Origin of the sequence: Chryseobacterium gambrini, from assembly GCF_900156825.1 — a bacterium.
Lineage (GTDB): Bacteria > Bacteroidota > Bacteroidia > Flavobacteriales > Weeksellaceae > Chryseobacterium > Chryseobacterium gambrini.
The window spans coordinates 208,653-226,707 of the sequence record NZ_FTOV01000005.1 but is presented as its reverse complement, the minus strand read 5'-3'; the positions used below and the strand labels follow the sequence as shown (position 1 = coordinate 226,707).

General features: G+C 38.3%; 9 protein-coding genes. All 9 read left to right on the top strand.

What is annotated here, in order from left to right:
- Window positions 1-57 precede the first annotated feature (57 nt).
- The 9 genes from BW951_RS11685 to BW951_RS11640 all read left to right on the top strand — a co-directional run bounded on the left by BW951_RS11685 (window position 58) and on the right by BW951_RS11640 (window position 18,049).
- Window positions 58-384, top strand: a complete 327-nt coding sequence (locus BW951_RS11685; protein ID WP_076392953.1) for a transposase — start codon at window positions 58-60, stop codon at window positions 382-384.
- A gap of 1,065 nt (window positions 385-1,449) precedes the next feature.
- Window positions 1,450-2,481, top strand: coding sequence for a sensor histidine kinase (locus BW951_RS11675; RefSeq protein ID WP_076392949.1), 1,032 nt, complete (start codon window positions 1,450-1,452; stop codon window positions 2,479-2,481).
- A complete protein-coding gene (locus tag BW951_RS11670) occupies window positions 2,478-3,155 on the top strand; it encodes a LytR/AlgR family response regulator transcription factor (protein WP_076392947.1) in 678 nt (225 codons plus the stop codon). Before BW951_RS11675 ends, BW951_RS11670 begins: the two co-directional genes overlap by 4 nt.
- A gap of 105 nt (window positions 3,156-3,260) precedes the next feature.
- On the top strand, window positions 3,261-4,400 hold the full coding sequence (locus BW951_RS11665) for a DUF3500 domain-containing protein (RefSeq protein ID WP_076392945.1): 1,140 nt from the start codon (window positions 3,261-3,263) through the stop codon (window positions 4,398-4,400).
- Window positions 4,401-4,475: 75 nt separating this feature from the next.
- Window positions 4,476-6,677, top strand: a complete 2,202-nt coding sequence (locus BW951_RS11660) for a TonB-dependent receptor (RefSeq protein WP_076392943.1) — start codon at window positions 4,476-4,478, stop codon at window positions 6,675-6,677.
- 112 nt (window positions 6,678-6,789) lie between these two features.
- On the top strand, window positions 6,790-8,157 hold the full coding sequence (locus tag BW951_RS11655; RefSeq protein WP_076392941.1) for a DUF3500 domain-containing protein: 1,368 nt from the start codon (window positions 6,790-6,792) through the stop codon (window positions 8,155-8,157).
- 4 nt (window positions 8,158-8,161) lie between these two features.
- Complete coding sequence (locus BW951_RS11650; protein WP_175608812.1) at window positions 8,162-9,295, top strand: HupE/UreJ family protein; 1,134 nt, start codon at window positions 8,162-8,164, stop codon at window positions 9,293-9,295.
- A 438-nt stretch (window positions 9,296-9,733) separates the two neighbouring features.
- Window positions 9,734-14,356, top strand: coding sequence for an FG-GAP-like repeat-containing protein (locus tag BW951_RS11645; protein ID WP_076392937.1), 4,623 nt, complete (start codon window positions 9,734-9,736; stop codon window positions 14,354-14,356).
- A gap of 564 nt (window positions 14,357-14,920) precedes the next feature.
- Window positions 14,921-18,049, top strand: a complete 3,129-nt coding sequence (locus BW951_RS11640; protein ID WP_076392935.1) for a glycoside hydrolase family 2 TIM barrel-domain containing protein — start codon at window positions 14,921-14,923, stop codon at window positions 18,047-18,049.
- The last annotated feature ends 6 nt before the right edge of the window (window positions 18,050-18,055 follow it).

Below are 18,055 nucleotides of genomic sequence, written 5' to 3'. Positions count from 1 at the left end.
CAAAAACTGCATTAATTTAGAATATAAATAATTAATATAATCTTAACTATATTGTAAATGGGAAAATTTGAACAGCCTGATTATAACAAAATTTTCAGAGACATTGTAGAGAAAAAATTTATAAAAAGAAAAGAAGAGATTTTACCGCTTTTACAGAATCACTTAACGGTATTAGATGTAATAAGAATTAATAAAATTATATTTGGTAAGGGTGATGACAACATAAACAGACTCAATCAGAAACATAAATCTTATGATAAAGAGACCATACTGAAAATTTTAGATTATCAGAAGAAGAATCATTACAACAATGTTGCTCTTGCAAAACATTTTAATCTAAGCCGTAATACAATTGCCAAATGGAGGAAGATTTTTATTAATTAATGGTAATTGAAAGAGTAACCGGAATATAAAATCATGATATCATTGAGATTATTCTGTTTCTTTATAAATGAGTGATATTAATAGTGTTCCATAAGTGTTTTTAGATCAGTTAGTTAGAGGTGGAAATTAATAATCTCAGTGTCTCTGATTCGAACCCGGGTGAAACCACATAAAAAGAGTTTGTATCATAACTCTATGATATGGTTTGAGATTCACTGTACGAAAACCATTCTCCATCATAAGGTCGAGAAAAAACATAAAAAAAGTCCGTTTTCAATAGTTGTGAGACGGACTCTTTTTTATTTCAAGATTTAGTTTTTTGATTACAAAAACGGTCATGTTTTTTAACCTAAATTATCATTCCCCAATCAAAAACCACTCAGAATTCTCCCGAAATCCTTCGACTGTTGTTCGGTCTTTCTTCGGAAAAAATCCCATTTTTCCGAAGCCGATCCGAAGAAGACCCGAACATGATCCGAAGAAATGGGTTTTCAAACCGGTCAAAAGCAGTCAAAACCGGTCATCTTTTTCACAGATGCCTGAAATGGGAAAATTCTGTAATACCTTCGTTCTGTTAACCAATAAAAATGCACAAAATGGCACGAATAACAAAAGAAATCCTCGGAGGATTTTCAGGAAAAGTAGGGGTGGTTGCAGGCGCGAACTGCCGTGGCTAGGACATTATGAGAAGCCGGAGACAACATAGCTTGGAATTTGATAATTAACTAAGATTATTTCTGAAACACAAAAGATGGCTGAGCGGAGCCGAAGCCACCTGTTGTATTTTGATTTTTTTAGTACTAAAAGTTAAGAATATTTTGAAAAGGAGAATAAACAGATGGCTGAATATAAAACTAAGGTGACTGAGCATATAACCAGATGACTGAACGTAAAACTAAGGTGATAGAGCATATAAACAGATGGCTGAACGTAAAACGAAGGTGGCTGAGCGGAGCCGAAGCCACTTTTTGAAATCCTATTGAATAAACATTCACCCCAAAAATATCCCTCTTCACAACATTTTTCTTTTTGCAATTACAAAAACAATAATTTTGCAGAATAAGTATGAGCAAAAGAAAAGTATTTATTTTTATAGGGGTACTGATTTTTCTGTTACAGCCCGTTGTATTTCCTGCGTTTCCAATGGAGAGCTCAGAGCCGCATTATTTTAAGGAATTATCAGAAAATATATTGGGCAATTTGCTTATCCTCATCTTTTTTTACATCAATTATACTTACCTCATCCCGCGACTTTTATTTCAGAAGAAGTATCTGCAATACGGGTTTTCCGTTTTTGGCGGACTGTTGGTTGTTCTGCTTCTGCCCTGGATGCTTTTCGGCTCCCACCTTCCTCCGGATTTTCCGGAGCTGCCTTTCCATCCGAGATCCCATGATCAGACAATTTTTCATAAAATCCAGATGTTTTTTTCAGATGTGGATCATTTGGTATTCCTGTTTGGAGGAACCGTGTTTTTTTCCACATTCTGGTTCGAGAAAATGCAGAATCAAAAAATAAAAAACGAAAAATTGCAGGCAGAACTTTCTCATCTCAAGTTACAGATTCATCCCCATTTTTTGTTTAATACGCTCAACAGCATCTATGCTTCCGCCATAAAAAAAGATGATAAAACGGCAGATACGGTCTTGGTTTTTTCAGATTTTATGCGGTATTTATTACAGGATTCCTATCAAAATGAAGTATTGCTGGAAAAAGAAATCCAATACATCAGCAATTATATCGAACTACAGAAATCAAGATTAAGAAATTCCGTTATAATCGAATTTGAAAAAGAAGGGAATTTTTATAATAAAAAAATTGCTCCCCTCATCTTGTTCACTTTTGTGGAAAATGCCTTCAAATATGGCGTAAATCCGGATGAAAATTCTGAAATAAAAATTGGAATCTCTATAAAGGAAAATGAATTGAATTTTACGGTTTTCAACAGAATCGTAACCACTAAAAATATAGAGTCCAGCAATATCGGAATTAAGAATACAAAAGAAAGACTGATGCTTTATTATCCTCAGAAACACACGCTGGAAATAAAAGAAGATCCAAAAGCATTTGTTGTAAACCTGAAAATTAATTTGATATGATTACAGCAATTGCACTGGACGATGAATTGCCATCCTTAGAGATCATAGAAGCATTTTGCGCGAATATTGAGACTGTTGATTTAAAAAAGACCTTCCTCAAAACCAGCGAGGCAAGATATTTTCTGGAAAACAACCCTGTCGATTTACTTTTTCTGGACATTAATATGCCCGCAACTTCAGGAATCGATTTTTATAAAACACTTCCTCAGGAAACCTTGGTGATCTTCACAACGGCTTATAAAGAATATGCCGTAGAAAGCTACGAAATCGGCGCCTTCGATTATCTGCTGAAACCGTTTAGCTTTCAGCGTTTTAAAATGGCAATCGACAGAGTGGCGGAGCAAAAAAGATTACTCTCTGCCCACGATGAAGGTTTTATCTATTTTCGGGTAGATTACGGATTGGTAAAAGTTGTTTTCAGTGAGATTCTTTATATTGAAGGACAGGATAACTATGTGAAATTTTACTTTGAAAACCAAAAATCACTTTTGGTAAGAATAACCATAAAAGAACTGCTGGAAAAACTTCCTGAGAACAGTTTTTGCAGAATCCACCGTTCCAGTATTGTTTCTTTATCGAAAATTACTTCCTTCAGAAACAAAACAGTCTATATAAAAGATATTGCGCTTCCCGTAGGCAATACCTATGAAGAAGATTTTCTTAAAAAGCTGTAATTCAATGCATACATTTTCACCACAACTATTTTACCATTGACCACACTTTCCTGAAACCCATCGGATTATTGATTTTTTTTGTAATGAATTTTAAAATAACATATTATGAAAAAGATCCTTTCGATGGTAAGTATTCTGGGTATTGCGCTGGGTACGGTTATCGTTTCGTGTTCGGGTGACAGCGATTCTGCAGATTCTGGTAATTCTACGAGCACTACAGGAGGAGGCGCATCCGATAATGCAGTGGGGACAACCGGAGCAGCATCCGTAGCCGCTACAGATGTTACGGCTTGTGGTTCCGTAACAGGCGTTTCCAAAATCGTCTGCCTTACCGAACAGTTAAAAGCTACGCTTACTTCCTCACAGCTTGCCGCCCTTCAGTTGGATTATACATATGCCAACATCAAAACATGGTCTAATCTTCCTGCCGCGATGTCTGCAAGAAAAGGAATTCCTTTGGGAAATCTTAATGCAACACAGGTAGGTATCGCCAAAGCCATCATTAAAGAAATGAGCGGAACCGCTGCTAATGAAGGCTATGATGAAATTCAGCAATTGCTGTATGCCGATAACTATCTCAATGCCAATGGCGGCGGAAGCACCTATGGCTCAGGGAACTTCTATCTGGCTTTCTTCGGAACTCCTTCTGCAACAGGTAAATTCGAAATTATGTTTACAGGGCATCATAAAACCATTGCCAATACCTATAACAATGGTGCTTTGGTGGCTGCAACCCCTTTATTCACCGCTACAGAGCCGTTGTCTTTTGCGGTTAACTCTACAACGTATGCCCCGATGGATCAGGAGAAAAATGCTATTGTTGCTTTACTTGGCGCACTTTCTTCCACGCAGCTTGCCACTGCAAAAGCCAGTACAACGTTTACGGATCTCGTTTGCGGACCTAATGCCAACTGGAGTTTCCCGACTGCTTTTTCAGGGCTGCAGTGTTCTGCTTTGGATGCGACTCAAAAAGCACTGGTACTGAATGTGATTAAAACGTATGTAAACGATGTTTCCGATACTAATGCAGCTTCTATTCTGGCAACCTACACTTCAGAATTAGACAATACCTACATTTATTACAGCGGAAATACTTCGATGACGGTAAAAAATGATTACTTCAGAATTGCAGGTCCAAAAGTGTGGATCGAATTTTCCGTACAGGGCGGGATTGTTCTCAGCGGAGTGCATTATCACTCCATCTGGAGAGACAGAGTGAACGATTATGCAACGACTAATTCATAAAAAGATTCTTACTCAAACCTTACAGGTTTTTACAGCCTGTAAGGTTTAGAATTTCTCAAAAAAGCATCCTTAAAAATGAAATTTCTTTTATTGCTTCTTTTTCCGGTTTTTATATTTTCTCAGAATATTGTGAGAGGTATTGTTTCTGATGAAAACGGTCATCTGGTAGAAAATGTTTTGGTAAAAAATATTTCTAAATCTCTGTATCATACGCATACCGATATTTCAGGGAATTTTTCGTTGGAAAATGTAAATCTGCAGGATAGTCTGGAATTTGTTCATCAGGATTTTGAGACCCAAAAGATCGTTCTGAAAAATCTGGAAAACCTGAATATTATCTTAGAAAAGAAATCATTTCAGATTAAAGAAATCACCATTACGAAAAATTTAAAAAATTTAAATACCATTTCGAAAATCGATTTGCAGGTGCAGCCTGTTGCTTCATCTCAGGATCTGCTGAGAAAAGTTCCGGGCTTATTTATCGGGCAGCACGCAGGAGGAGGAAAGGCTGAGCAGATTTTTCTGCGCGGTTTTGATGCCGATCACGGAACCGATGTTGCCATTTCTGTGGACGGAATGCCTGTAAATATGGTGTCTCACGCTCACGGACAGGGATATGCCGATCTGCATTTCGTGATTCCGGAAACCGTAGAAAGCATCGATTTTGATAAAGGATCTTATTTTGCGGATAAAGGCGATTTTGCCACTGCCGGATTTGTAGCTTTTAAAACCAGAGATTTCTTCGACAAAAGCAGTTTAGGATTGGAAATCGGACAATTTAATACCTTCAGAACCAACGGGATTTTTAATCTACTCAACAAAAACAACCAGTCTGCCTATTTTGCAGGTGAGTTTTTAATGACGGATAATTATTTTGATGCCCCTCAAAACTTCAACCGCATCAACCTTTTTGGAAAATATACTTCAAGACTCAGCGATAAAGACAGACTGTCTGTCTCTGTTTCGCACTTTAACAGCAAATGGGATGCAAGCGGACAGATACCGGAAAGAGCTGTAAACAGCGGACTTATTTCGCATTTTGGAGCAATAGACAATACGGAAGGAGGCACAACAAGCCGAAGCAATTTCAATCTTCAGTACGAAAGAAAAATGAATGACGATTCTTTTATCAGAAATCAGGTGTATTTCAACAAATATGATTTTAAATTGTACTCCAATTTTACCTTTTTCCTGAATGACCCCATCAATGGAGATCAGATCAGACAGAAAGACAACAGAACGATTGTGGGATTTCAATCGGAATACAACGGGAAAATAAATGACAATATCAGTTTTAAAACAGGAGGCGGTTTACGAAATGATAATAATAAGGATATAGAACTTTCTCATACCAAGAACAGACAAACCGTTTTGCAATATCTGAGTTTGGGAGATATTAATCAGACTAATCTATTCGGGTACGGCAGTTGGGATTTCTCTTTCGGAAAGTGGCTGATTAATGCAGGATTGAGGGTAGATTATTTCAAATTTAATGTTGTGGATCAATTGGCAGAAAACTATCAGAATCAGTCTGAAGCAAAAGCTGTTCTTAGTCCGAAACTTAATTTTTTATACTTTTTTAATACAGGTTTTAATGCTTTTCTGAAGTTAGGAAAAGGCTTTCACAGCAATGATGCAAGAGTGGTAATTGCCGAAAAAGGGAAAAGTATTCTGCCGGCTTCTTACAATGCCGATTTGGGATTTTCGTGGAAACCTCTTCCCAACGTATTAATAAACGCCTCACTGTGGTATCTTTTTCTCGAACAGGAGTTTGTTTATGTAGGCGATGAAGCGGTGGTGGAACCCTCAGGAAAAACAGCAAGAAAAGGTGTTGATGTCGGATTGCGTTATCAGCTGAACAACTGGCTTTTCTGGAATACCGATTTTACCTACACCCACGCAAGAGCCATACAAGAAGCCAAAGGGAACGATTACATTCCGCTTGCTCCCAAAACTACCTTTGTCAGTGGATTATCCGTGAAAAACCTTAAGAATTTTTCGGCAGGCATCAATGCAAGATATTTGGGAGACCGACCTGCAAATGAGGATAACTCTGTAATAGCAAAAGGGTATTTTATCACCGATTTTTCTGTGAACTATCAGTTCAGAAAAGTTTCTGTGGGAATTAATATCGATAACATTTTCAATACCAAATGGAAAGAAACCCAATTCCTCACCGAAAGCCGTCTTCAAAACGAAACCGAAAGCGTGGAAGAGATACATTACACCGCAGGAACGCCCTTTAATGCACGATTAATTTTAAAATACAATTTTTAAAAACAAACTTTTTTAAGCTTATTAACATATAAATCTTTGCGCTCTTCAAGAAAAATATTTTTAATAAAAAAAAGTTTAAACAAACTCAACCTATAATTTAAACACTTATACAATGAAAACACTATTCAGCATCACCGTAGCCACTTCTGTTGCGGCACTTTCATTTTTCAGCTTTTTTAAAAAAGATACGGAAACCCCAAAAGCAGCGTTTATGACGAATATTGCCAAGAAAAATAAAGCTGCGAAAACAGTGGTAACCACACAACAGATTATTGATCTGGCAAATGCCTTCAAAGCCACCCTTTCCAGTTCACAGATTGCAACGCTGGAGCTGGCTTATACGTATGCCAACGCAAAAACATGGTCTAATCTTCCTGCTGCCATGTCCCCAAGAATCGGGCTGAAAATGGGAACTCTTACAACGGCTCAGTTAACTGCTGCCAGAAATCTCATTCAGGCTTTATCCGGAACGGGAAACGAAGGCTATAACGAGATCTACGGACTTTGGATGGCAGACAATTATCTTTCAAACAACGGAGGCGGAACCACTTACGGAGAAGGTAATTTTTATATTGGGTTTTTCGGAACTCCATCTTTATCAGGAACCTTTGAAATCCAGATGACAGGACATCACAGAACGGTTTCCAACACCTATATCAACGGAATTCTTGTGGGGGCAACTCCTTCTTTCGTTGCAGCAGAACCTTTTGCCTCTTTTACTTATAATTCGGCAACCTACCAACCAATGATTGAAGAAAAAACGGCTCTTGTGAATATGTTGTCCGGATTATCTTCCGCACAGCTTACTACGGCACAGCTTTCCACAACGTATACCGATTTGGTCTGCGGTCCCGGAAAAGACTGGCTGTTCCCAACCACAAAATCCGGACTGAAAGTAAGCAATTTAACAACAGCTCAGAAACAGCTCGTTTACAATGCAATTGCAACTTACGTAAATGATGTGGACGATACGAATGCTGCAACCATTATGACAAAATATAATAATGAACTGGATAATACATACATTGCATGGTCTACCGATGCCACACTGACCAACCAGAACGGTTATGTAAGAATAGACGGACCATCGGTATGGATAGAATATTCTGTACAGAACGGAATCATCCTTACTCCGAAACATCCTCACAGCATTTGGAGAGATCACACTACAGATTACGGAGGAACAGGAAATACCTTATCTACGGATGAAACCAATACTTCCATTTCTAAACCTATGATTTATCCTAATCCGGTAAAGGATTTTGCTATTTTTAACTTTACAGCTTCTGAAAAAGGAAATACAAAAATCAACATCTATGACCAAAGCGCAAGATTAGTGAAGAGCATAGAAAAGAACAATCTGCCGAAAGGACAAAATTCTGTCTCTGCCGACTTAAGCAGTCTTGAAAAAGGAGTTTATACCTTCAATATACAACACAATGGTACAAAAACAAGCGGACAAAAACTCATCAAAAAATAAAGGGTTGAAGAAACTGTTTCTTTTATTTGTCTTTTTTTCAGTCTTTGCATCGGCGCATCCGCTGCCGGATACGAAGGTCATGTTTCATATGTATCCGAGCGGTGCAGCGATTGATATTACTGCGCCGCTTCGTGATTTTGAAATCGTTTTTAACGGTAAAATAACACCGGATCAGAAAAAAAAAATTCAGGAGTATTTTAAGAATCATATCAAAATTTCCTCTGAGAACAGATTCTGGAATATAGAACTTGTTGATTATAAGATCTCCAGAACACAGGATTCTGTGGTCGGGCTGTATGATAAAATAGATTTCAGGATTACGGCAAAACCACAAAAAAAAGAAGATACCCGTAATTTCACCCTTCATTACGATGCCTTTGTACACCAGATCTATAATCACAAATCGATTATAGGATTGGCTTCCGACTGGGAAAAAGGAGTACAGAATTCTAATCAGATTCTGGGGGTTGCAGCACGCGATCTGGACGGAAATATTCAGCCTTTAAATATATCATTAGAGGAAGGAAGCTTTTTTACAGGCTTCAAAAGTATGGTTGAAATGGGTTTCAAGCATATTTTAGAAGGGAAAGACCATATTTTGTTTTTAATTTCCCTGCTTCTGGTTGCTCCGTTTTTTGTAGAAGACAGAAAATGGAAACTTCTGCACAATAAAAAATCTGCGGTAAAAAGATTGGTAAAGATCGTAACCGCTTTTACCGTAGGACATTCGCTGATGCTTATTTTGGGAGCCATACAATTAATAAACATCAACCCTAATAATATAGAGATCGGGATTTCGATTACCATTTTACTGTCCGGAATCAACATCTCCAAACCCATCTTTTTCGGGAAAGAAGTTCTTATTGCACTGCTTTTCGGATTTGTGCACGGACTTGCTTTTGCCAATACCATTACGTTCTTTAATCTGGATATCAGTCAGTTTATATGGAGTGTTTTAGGCTTCAATATAGGAATAGAACTGGTGCAGATCCTGATTGTACTGATAAGTTTTCCCATTATCCTCTATGTTTCCAACAGGTTTAAAAATATCGATCTTTACAGGTCTGCTGTTTCAGTTTTTGTGATTGTAATGGCCTGTTACTGGATGTATGAAAGAGTAGAAAGTTTCCTGCAATAACAAGGAGATGAGGATTTTGTTTTAAAAATTCTGAAAACTTATCCATTCTATGATCTGGAAAGTGAAAGAGGTTTAAGTGTTTGATTTTTAGATTTTAATAAAGAGAGGATGAAAGCATCTTCTCTTTAATTTTTCCTGATGTTTCATCTATTTGCTAAAAGTAGATCTTGCGATGGCTGTAAAATTTTTCACAGAAGCTCAGACAGTTTTGAGTCTTGGATTGGCTATAATTGATTTTTTTTATTCTGATTTTCAGAAGGGTATCGTTGCATACTATTTGCATTGAGCCAATAAACTCTTTAAAATTCCAAAAAATGAAACAAAATCTTTTTTTTGGAATTTTTTTTCAAAGAAAAAAGTGTAAGCTTTTGAAAATCAATACATTTTAAAATAAGCATATTTGTTGAATGCGGTCTACTACCTAAAATAGCAGCAAGTATGAAAAATTTATTCTTTTTATTTATTCTTTTTTTAGGGGTAAATAATCTCTACGCAACAGGAGAGCCCTCAACGTACTTTCAAATTTATGTTCCACCAAATAACGATGCCGTACAAAGAAACGTCTGTTTAGTAGTAACAGCCATCTACGATGATACGGAATTTAATATCATCGATGACGGCGCGGACGGAGATACGGATGATTCTAAAACCGGAGTGTTAAAAGCTGGGCAGAGCTACGTCCTGTATATTAAAGACAATGGGATTAATGATGATGCCCGTTATGCTTCCGGTGGTGTTTTAAAATGGGACGGAGACTATTTTATTGTAAAATCCAATAAACTGGTGTATGCTTCCCAAAGTACAAACAGCGATTGGCAGCACGACTGGGTTCCGAGTGTGGATAAAAGCTCTATCGGACAGAAATTCATTGTGTATGCTCCCATGATTACCTCTTCAAACAGAGACATCAATGTATTTGCTTATCAGAATAATACCGTAATAGACTTTTACAAAATCTCTACTCAGGCAAAAACAAATACAGGTTTTACAGATGTTAATGCTGAAAATCCCGTAAAAGTTTTTTCCAAAACACTGAACGTGGGGCAGGATTTAATTTACAGCTTTCCGGAAGGAAGGGATGCCATGATTTCTGGAGAAACCTATATGCTGGTTGCCAATAAGCCTGTAACGATGCAGTACGGAGCCTTATTCGGAAATGAGCGGGACGGAGGAGGATATGTTCCTACCTCCAATGGAAGCTCTTCCGGAGAACTGATGTATTTCGCGGTTCCTTATCAGTCGGGTGGTGAACAGGAAATAAGAATTGTGAGCTGGGACAATGCCAATACCGTGAAACTGGATCGTTTTGTAAATGGAAACTGGGTACCTGTACAAACCTTCTCTCTCAATCGGTTAGCCGCGGGAGACTGGGTGGGAAAAACCAATGGAAACGTTTCTTATCCTACCGTTTTCAGAGTTACCTGCACCGCAGGAAAAAAAGTTTCTGTTTTTGAAGGAAACTGGTTTGAAACTGGCTCTCCGGGAACCTCCGATATGGCAACAATGGTTTCTTCCGAAAGCGGAACAACGGCAGGAAAAAAGTTCCTCACCTATATTGCTCCTCCGGGAAATGAAACCAATGTAACCAACCCCTTAACAGGATCAAAGTATAACGGTTCCTTTTCTCACCTGTATTTATTTTCAAAAACAGGAGCTACCGTTACCGTAAAAGATGCTTTAACCAATGGGACAAAATTTAATAAAACATTTACCATTACTCCCGAGAAATACGCAGACTGCTCCATAAGTCTAAATGAATGGAAAGCATTTTACAACGGAACAGGAACAGCTTCCGGATCGGAAAGACCTTATCTGATCGTGGAAAGCAATAATGATATTGCGGTGATGAACAGTAATTTCAACGATAACTGGATGTGTTATACCGGAAGTTCTTTAGGACATTCTTTCACCCAGACAAGCAACGTAAGCGACGATGCGCTCATCCCGACCGAACAGGCAACCGTAGTTTCTCAGGTTAAAACGGGCGGGGAAGTAACAAATCCTTCGGTAGAAGTTATTGTACAGGAAGGACTTAAAGTAGTAGAATCGAAAATTATTAATCCCAATCAATCCCAAACACAGGGTGTTGTTACGGAACTTAATGACAAAACAAAAGTAGAATATAATAACTTACCGACTTTACAGCCAAACTCTACGTATCAGATTGAAACCAAAGTGGTGGCAACCGTAGGTGCCAATAACGGAGAACTGGTAGGAACCACGCTTAATTCCACCGTTGAAACCGTGATAACAGGAAAAGTGAACGGAGAAACACAACAGTCAACTATTGCGAATTCGGTATCTGTACAGACCACCAATACTTCAAAGCTGATATTTTCACGTCTTGAAAATCCGTTGTTTGATTCATTCACCTCCAACTCATGGACCATCAGTTGGGTAGATATCAACAATGATGGATATGATGATATATACATTACAGATATGGGACTTACTTCTCCTAACCGAATCTTTATGAATAATACAGCCGGAGGCTTTACAGCAGGACAGGTTTTACCTGAAGACGGGGTTTCTATGAGCAGTACATGGGCAGATGTGGATAATGACGGAGATGAAGATTTATTGGTTCTTAATAATACCAGAAATCCCAACCGTTTTTACAGAAATGACAACGGTACATTGGTCGCAGACAATACCAAATCTTTTACTCAGGATGTTTCCTATTATCATGGCGGTGCCTTTGCAGATTATGATAATGATAACAAAGCAGATGTATTTATGTGTAATTATTTCCCTACAAAATACAATGAGCTGCACAGAAATACAGGTAGCGGAGGTTTTGTAAAAGAGCAGGCAGATGCAATTCCGCTGGAAGCCAATTCTTCTCTTGGACCAACATGGGCAGATTATGATCAGGACGGACTGATGGATTTATTTGTCCCTAATGGAAGCGGAAATAAGAACTCTTTATTCCATAACGACGGAAACGGAACCTTCTCCAAGAAAAATAACATCATTAATCAGGAAGGCGGAAAATCCGTAGGAAGCTGTTGGGGAGATATAGATAATGATGGAGATTTGGATTTATTCGTAACCAATTCCAACACAACAACCAATTTCCTGTATAAAAATTTAGGAAACGGAAATTTCCAGAAAATAACCAATTCTATTGTTAATCAGGGAGGAAGTTCTCACGGATGCAGCTTTGCAGATATTGATAATGACGGAGATTTAGACTTGTTTGTAACCAATGACAGAATCAGAAAATTCCTTTATTTTAACGACGGAAACGGAAATTTTACTGAAAACAGAGACGAAGCGATTACCTATAATTTCGGACTTTCTTTCGGACACGCATGGAGCGATTACGATCATGACGGCGATCTGGATCTTGCCGTGGCAACGCATTCCAATCAGAAAAACCACATTTTCATCAATAACGGAAATACCAATAAATGGCTGGAAATTAATCTGAAAGCCACAGAAAGCAATGGTTCTGCCATCGGAACAAAAATATTTGTAGAAACAGGCAGCAGAACGCAGATGAGAGAAGTAAACAGCCAGAGTGGTTTTGGAGGACAAAGCAGCTATACACAGCATTTTGGATTAGGAAACGCGGCAACCATCAATACCATCACCGTTAAATGGGCGAGTGGAATCATTCAGAAACTGACGAATGTTTCTGCCAACCAAATACTCGAAATCGTAGAGCCTCAACAGACAAAAGTTTCCGGAATCGTTTATTTTGACACCAATAACGACGGGGTGAAACAGGATAGCGAACCTACCGTTTCAAGAGCGGCTATTAAAGTGGTGCCTACCAATGCCAAAGTATATTCCAGTGATGCAGGTACATTCAGCTTTTATACCACTCAGAATGATGTTGAGCTGAGAATTTTAGAAGAGAACGGATTAAGTGCAGGTTCTAAAGTATTCGATCTGACCAATTATCAGCCTTCCCAAAAAATATTTATCGCTGCAACGTCAACCTGTAACGATACAGATTTAAAAATAAATATGGGAGGAACAGCTATCCGAAAAGGATATACCAATAACCAGTTTAAAATTGTAGTAAGCAATCAGTCCCGTAATATATCCAATTCAAGCATTTTAAAATTTACAGTACCTTCCTCTGTAAATATTATCAGTCCGTCCTTGCCGATTGCGCAGCAGGAAAGCTTTGTTGAAAATTCAAAAAATTATACAAGATATTCCTGGAGCATGGGATCTTTAAATCCTTTTAACAATAAAGTCATTAGCTTTATGACCGGTACAGACGCATCCGTTTCAGTGGGTGATGAATTAGACTTTAAAGGAGAAATTGTAAACTCATCGGCAGACTGCAATATAGATGATAACCTGCTGATGCAAAAATACCCTGTTTATGGAGCGATAGATCCTAATGATATTCTGGTTTCTCCGAAAGGCTATGGAACAGAAGGATATATATTACCCGATCAGTTGCTTACCTATACCATCAGATTTGAAAACGTAGGAAATTTTGCTACTCAGAATGTATCCATTATAGATAACATTCCGCAGGAATTAGACATCAATACCTTTAAAATGGTGTCTGCAAGTCATGATAACGTATCTGTGGAAATTATAGACAATAAGATCACGTTTAAGCTGGAAAATGTGTTTTTACCGCCTACTTCAGAAGATTCAGACCGATCTCAGGGGTATGTTACCTTCTCCATTCTTCCTAAAAAAGGATTAGAAGAAGATACAAAAATTAAAAGCAGTGCATTCATTGCATTTGATGACGAAAACCTTCTGAAAACCAATACGGTAACCAATACCATTCAGTCTAAAGCACAAGAACAGGAAATGACAGTCGTTCATCTGTATCCAAATCCTGTAAACGATGTTGCATTTATAAGACTGGAGCACAGAAAAGGTTCAGAATACACAAGAAAAAAAATAATAAAAGCTGAGGTTATTGATGTGAACGGAGTTCTTATTTTAGAAAAGAATTTCAGTGCCTCAGAAGAAGTGAGAATAGATCTGCCTTTACAGATTAAAGGATATTATCTGCTCAAAGTTACAGATTCAGATAATAAAGCGTATACCAAAAAAATGATCGTTAAATTTAGAGAATAGTCTTTCAGTTTTTAGGCTCACCCTATTGAGTCAGCATAGAAAAAGCAAAATTTAAATAATTGATTTCAGTCAGACCATTCGAAATTTTCGGATGGTTTTTTTGTCTTAAAATAAAGATACATTTATAAATAATTTTCACCGAAATCATCATTTCAATTTCAATAATTCTTTGAAGATTTTAACTCTGAAAATATAATTTTCTTACGGACATTTTGACGGTATATCCTTCTTAAATTCTCAAAAGGGTGAAATTTTAAAGCTGATTTTTCATTTCAATATTTTTATTTAAATGTTAAAAAATGTCGCATTAGGAGATGTAAAATGTTAAATAATTCATAATTCATTTGCTCAGAAATACCCTGAATGTTCTGCCTGAAAATGATTTTATGTATTAGACTTTGTTATTTAAATTATTGATATTCAGTTATTTAATTGTGTATATCAAATGTATATACATATTATTTATGAACTGATTGTTAACATTTTTAAATTAGGCAGAGACGATTCATCATCAGATGCTGCGTCAGTTTAAATCATAAACCTGAATAGAAATTATATACCATAATGAAAAGAATATTATTTTTTTTAGTCTGTATCGGCGCTCATCTTTCCCATGCCCAATCCCAGAAAGTTGAGGTGGCAAATAACACGGACGGACAAAAATTAGAAGTGAACGGAAAACCTTTCATTGTAAACGGGATGAACTGGGATTACTATCCTGTCGGAACCAATTATAATTATTCCCTTTGGAAACAGTCTGATGATTTCATCAAAAAAGCTTTGGACGATGAAATGGGACTTCTGAAAAATATGGGCGTAAATACCGTTAGAATCTACACAGGAATTCCGGCAAAGTGGATTACTTACATCTACGAAAATTATGGAATTTACACCATGCTCAACCATTCTTTCGGAAGATACGGTCTTACCGTAAATGGTTCATGGGTCGTAAACACAGATTACGCAAACCCTGCAACCAGAGAACTTTTACTGAAAGAAGCAAGAGAACTGGCAGAACAGTATAAAAACACACCGGGACTTTTGCTGTACCTTTTAGGAAACGAAAACAATTACGGCTTATTCTGGGAAGGCGCAGAAACGGAAGATATTCCTATGAAGGACAGAAAATCTACGCAAAAAGCAATCCCGATGTATCAGCTCTTCAATCAGGCAGCTTTAGAAATAAAATCTTTAGATCAGAACCATCCGGTTGCTTTATGTAACGGAGACACCCTGTTTTTAGACATCATTGCCCAGGAATGTAAAGATGTAGATATTTTCGGAACCAATGTATACCGTGGCGTTTCTTTTGGCGATCTCTTCCTGAAAGTAAAAACAGAATACGGAAAACCGGTTCTCTTCACCGAATTTGGAGCAGACTCCTTTAACGAACTTTCTCAAAAAGAAGATCAGGATGCACAGTCTTATTATCTGCTCGGAAACTGGCAGGAAATCTATGAAAATGCAGCCGGATTAGGAAAAGCGGGAAATGCACTGGGAGGATTCACATTCCAGTTTAGCGACGGTTGGTGGAAATACAAACAGACCGAAGATCTGGAGGTACACAATACCAATGCATCGTGGAGCAACGGAGGATACATCAGAGATTTCCGTAAAGGCGAAAATAACATGAACGAAGAATGGTTCGGAATCTGCGCCAAAGGAAAAACAGATGCTACAGGACACTATCAGTTATATCCGAGAAGCGCATATTACACCCTGAAGCAGGTTCATCAGTACAATCCTTACGAGAGCACTCAGATGAAATCTTCCGGCGTGGTTAAAAACTATTTTAATGACATCAATATTACCGATGCAAATCTGAGAGCAAGAGGCGATAAAGCCGCTCTGAAAGGAGAAAGCAATGATATGATCAGAATCAGCAATCTGAGAGCAGATTTTTCAACCTTCAACACCGGAGGAAGTCTTATCACCACACCAAAAGAAAAAACAGATGCCTATACATCCTATCCTAACAGACAGGGCTTTGATCATATGCAATCCTATTACGTGGGAATAGAAGGAAATCCGACTGCCAATATGAGAGCCAATGTTAACTTTAATATTCTGGGAAATGTGGCAGAAAATCCTATCGACCAGATCTTTTACGAAAACAGGGGAAGAGCAATTCAGGTAATGAATGCAGACGGAACCACAACTACAATGAGAGATCTTAACAGAATTCAGGTCTACAACGCAAGTTATACATGGAATCAGAAATATTTTGATCTCCACGGATTCTACAGAACAGGGCATTACCATTGGGGATACGAAGGCGATCTTTTCGGACTCTATCCTGAAGCCAATTACGGTCCTAATATGGACATCTACAACGGAGAAGCCCCTTTCGGTTTTGAATTCACAGGAAAAAAAGAAATCAATGGGCTGAAAGTCGCTTTCGGACCGGAACTTTGGTGGGGAGCGAATCCTGCATTGTTGGTAAAATACTCAAGAAAAGCAGGGAAATTCGATCTTACAGGAATCTATCATGAAGATCTTGATCAAAGAGGAGATACGCAGAGTTCATTTGCTATTCCGCAGCCTAAAACCAGAAGAGTAACATTAGCAGTTCAGAGAAAATTCGGAAACTTCGGAATTGATCTGGGCGGAATCTGGGGCGGACAGCCGCTTAACGGAAGAACATTCCAGTTATACAGAGACGGAAACATTTATCAGGATCAGATCAGCGGCAAAGACAATTGGGGTGGAAAAGCCAAATTTACCTACGCAGGCGGAAAATTCAACTGGTACGCACAGGGAGCGATGATGGGGCTGGTTGCCAATGGAGGAGCAGATTACACACAGACCTTTACAGGATGGAGACTAAAAGACAGCGGAAGCGGAAACCAGTATAATGTCCTTTCAGGATTTACCTACAACATCGGGAATTTCCAGATTGCGCCTAATTTCCTTTGGCAAAAGCCGATCGAAGGACCGGTTCCAATGGACGCACCTGCACCGGGAAGACCAAGAAATATACTGCAGGATCCTTTTGTGGTAAGAGCAAACCGCGAGCAGACCGCAGGAGAAATTCTTTTCACGTATGATCCTACTCCAGCTACATGGATGTACGCGTGGGACAGCGATAAAACAGAAGATGCACCATTTGCATTCAGTACAGGATTTGTGTACAGACATTTGCCGACAACACAGGATGCTGCAATAGGAATTTTACCGGACGGAAGAACCACTTTCGCATTTCCGGGAGCTGCACCGGCAGCCAATCTTTGGGAAGCCAATGCAAGAATTGTTTCTAAAGTAAGCTCCGATTTCGGAGTGATAGCCAATATTTATGGCGGAACGGCACAGGCAAATGGAAGCGATACCAGAAAAATCGAAAGATTCGGATTAGAGCTGAGAACCATTTACAAAAAATTAAAATTTGTGACCGCATTCAAACTGAACGATTGGGGACCTTACGATTACCACAGAGATTATAACCTTACCTTCCCGATGCAGCTCATGGGAGATCTCTCCCTTGAAATAGGAAAACCGGAGTGGTGGATCCTTCCGGGAACAAGAATCGGAGTTCGCGGTACCTACAGAACTTTAGATCAGTATTCTCCGAGATATGCACCTACTTATACCATAAACGGTGCCGGAAACTGGGTTCCTGATCCTACCGCAATCGGATTCCCGAACGGAAACGAATGGGAAATAAGAACGTATATTCAAATCAATATCGGTAAATAACTTGTA

Excerpts from the sequence above, each read along its gene's own strand:
- BW951_RS11685 (WP_076392953.1), top strand. The coding sequence starts at position 58 with ATGGGAAAATTTGAACAGCCTGATTATAACAAAATTTTCAGAGACATT.
- BW951_RS11675 (WP_076392949.1), top strand. The coding sequence starts at position 1,450 with ATGAGCAAAAGAAAAGTATTTATTTTTATAGGGGTACTGATTTTTCTG.
- BW951_RS11670 (WP_076392947.1), top strand. The coding sequence starts at position 2,478 with ATGATTACAGCAATTGCACTGGACGATGAATTGCCATCCTTAGAGATC.
- BW951_RS11665 (WP_076392945.1), top strand. The coding sequence starts at position 3,261 with ATGAAAAAGATCCTTTCGATGGTAAGTATTCTGGGTATTGCGCTGGGT.
- BW951_RS11660 (WP_076392943.1), top strand. The coding sequence starts at position 4,476 with ATGAAATTTCTTTTATTGCTTCTTTTTCCGGTTTTTATATTTTCTCAG.
- BW951_RS11655 (WP_076392941.1), top strand. The coding sequence starts at position 6,790 with ATGAAAACACTATTCAGCATCACCGTAGCCACTTCTGTTGCGGCACTT.
- BW951_RS11645 (WP_076392937.1), top strand. The coding sequence starts at position 9,734 with ATGAAAAATTTATTCTTTTTATTTATTCTTTTTTTAGGGGTAAATAAT.
- BW951_RS11640 (WP_076392935.1), top strand. The coding sequence starts at position 14,921 with ATGAAAAGAATATTATTTTTTTTAGTCTGTATCGGCGCTCATCTTTCC.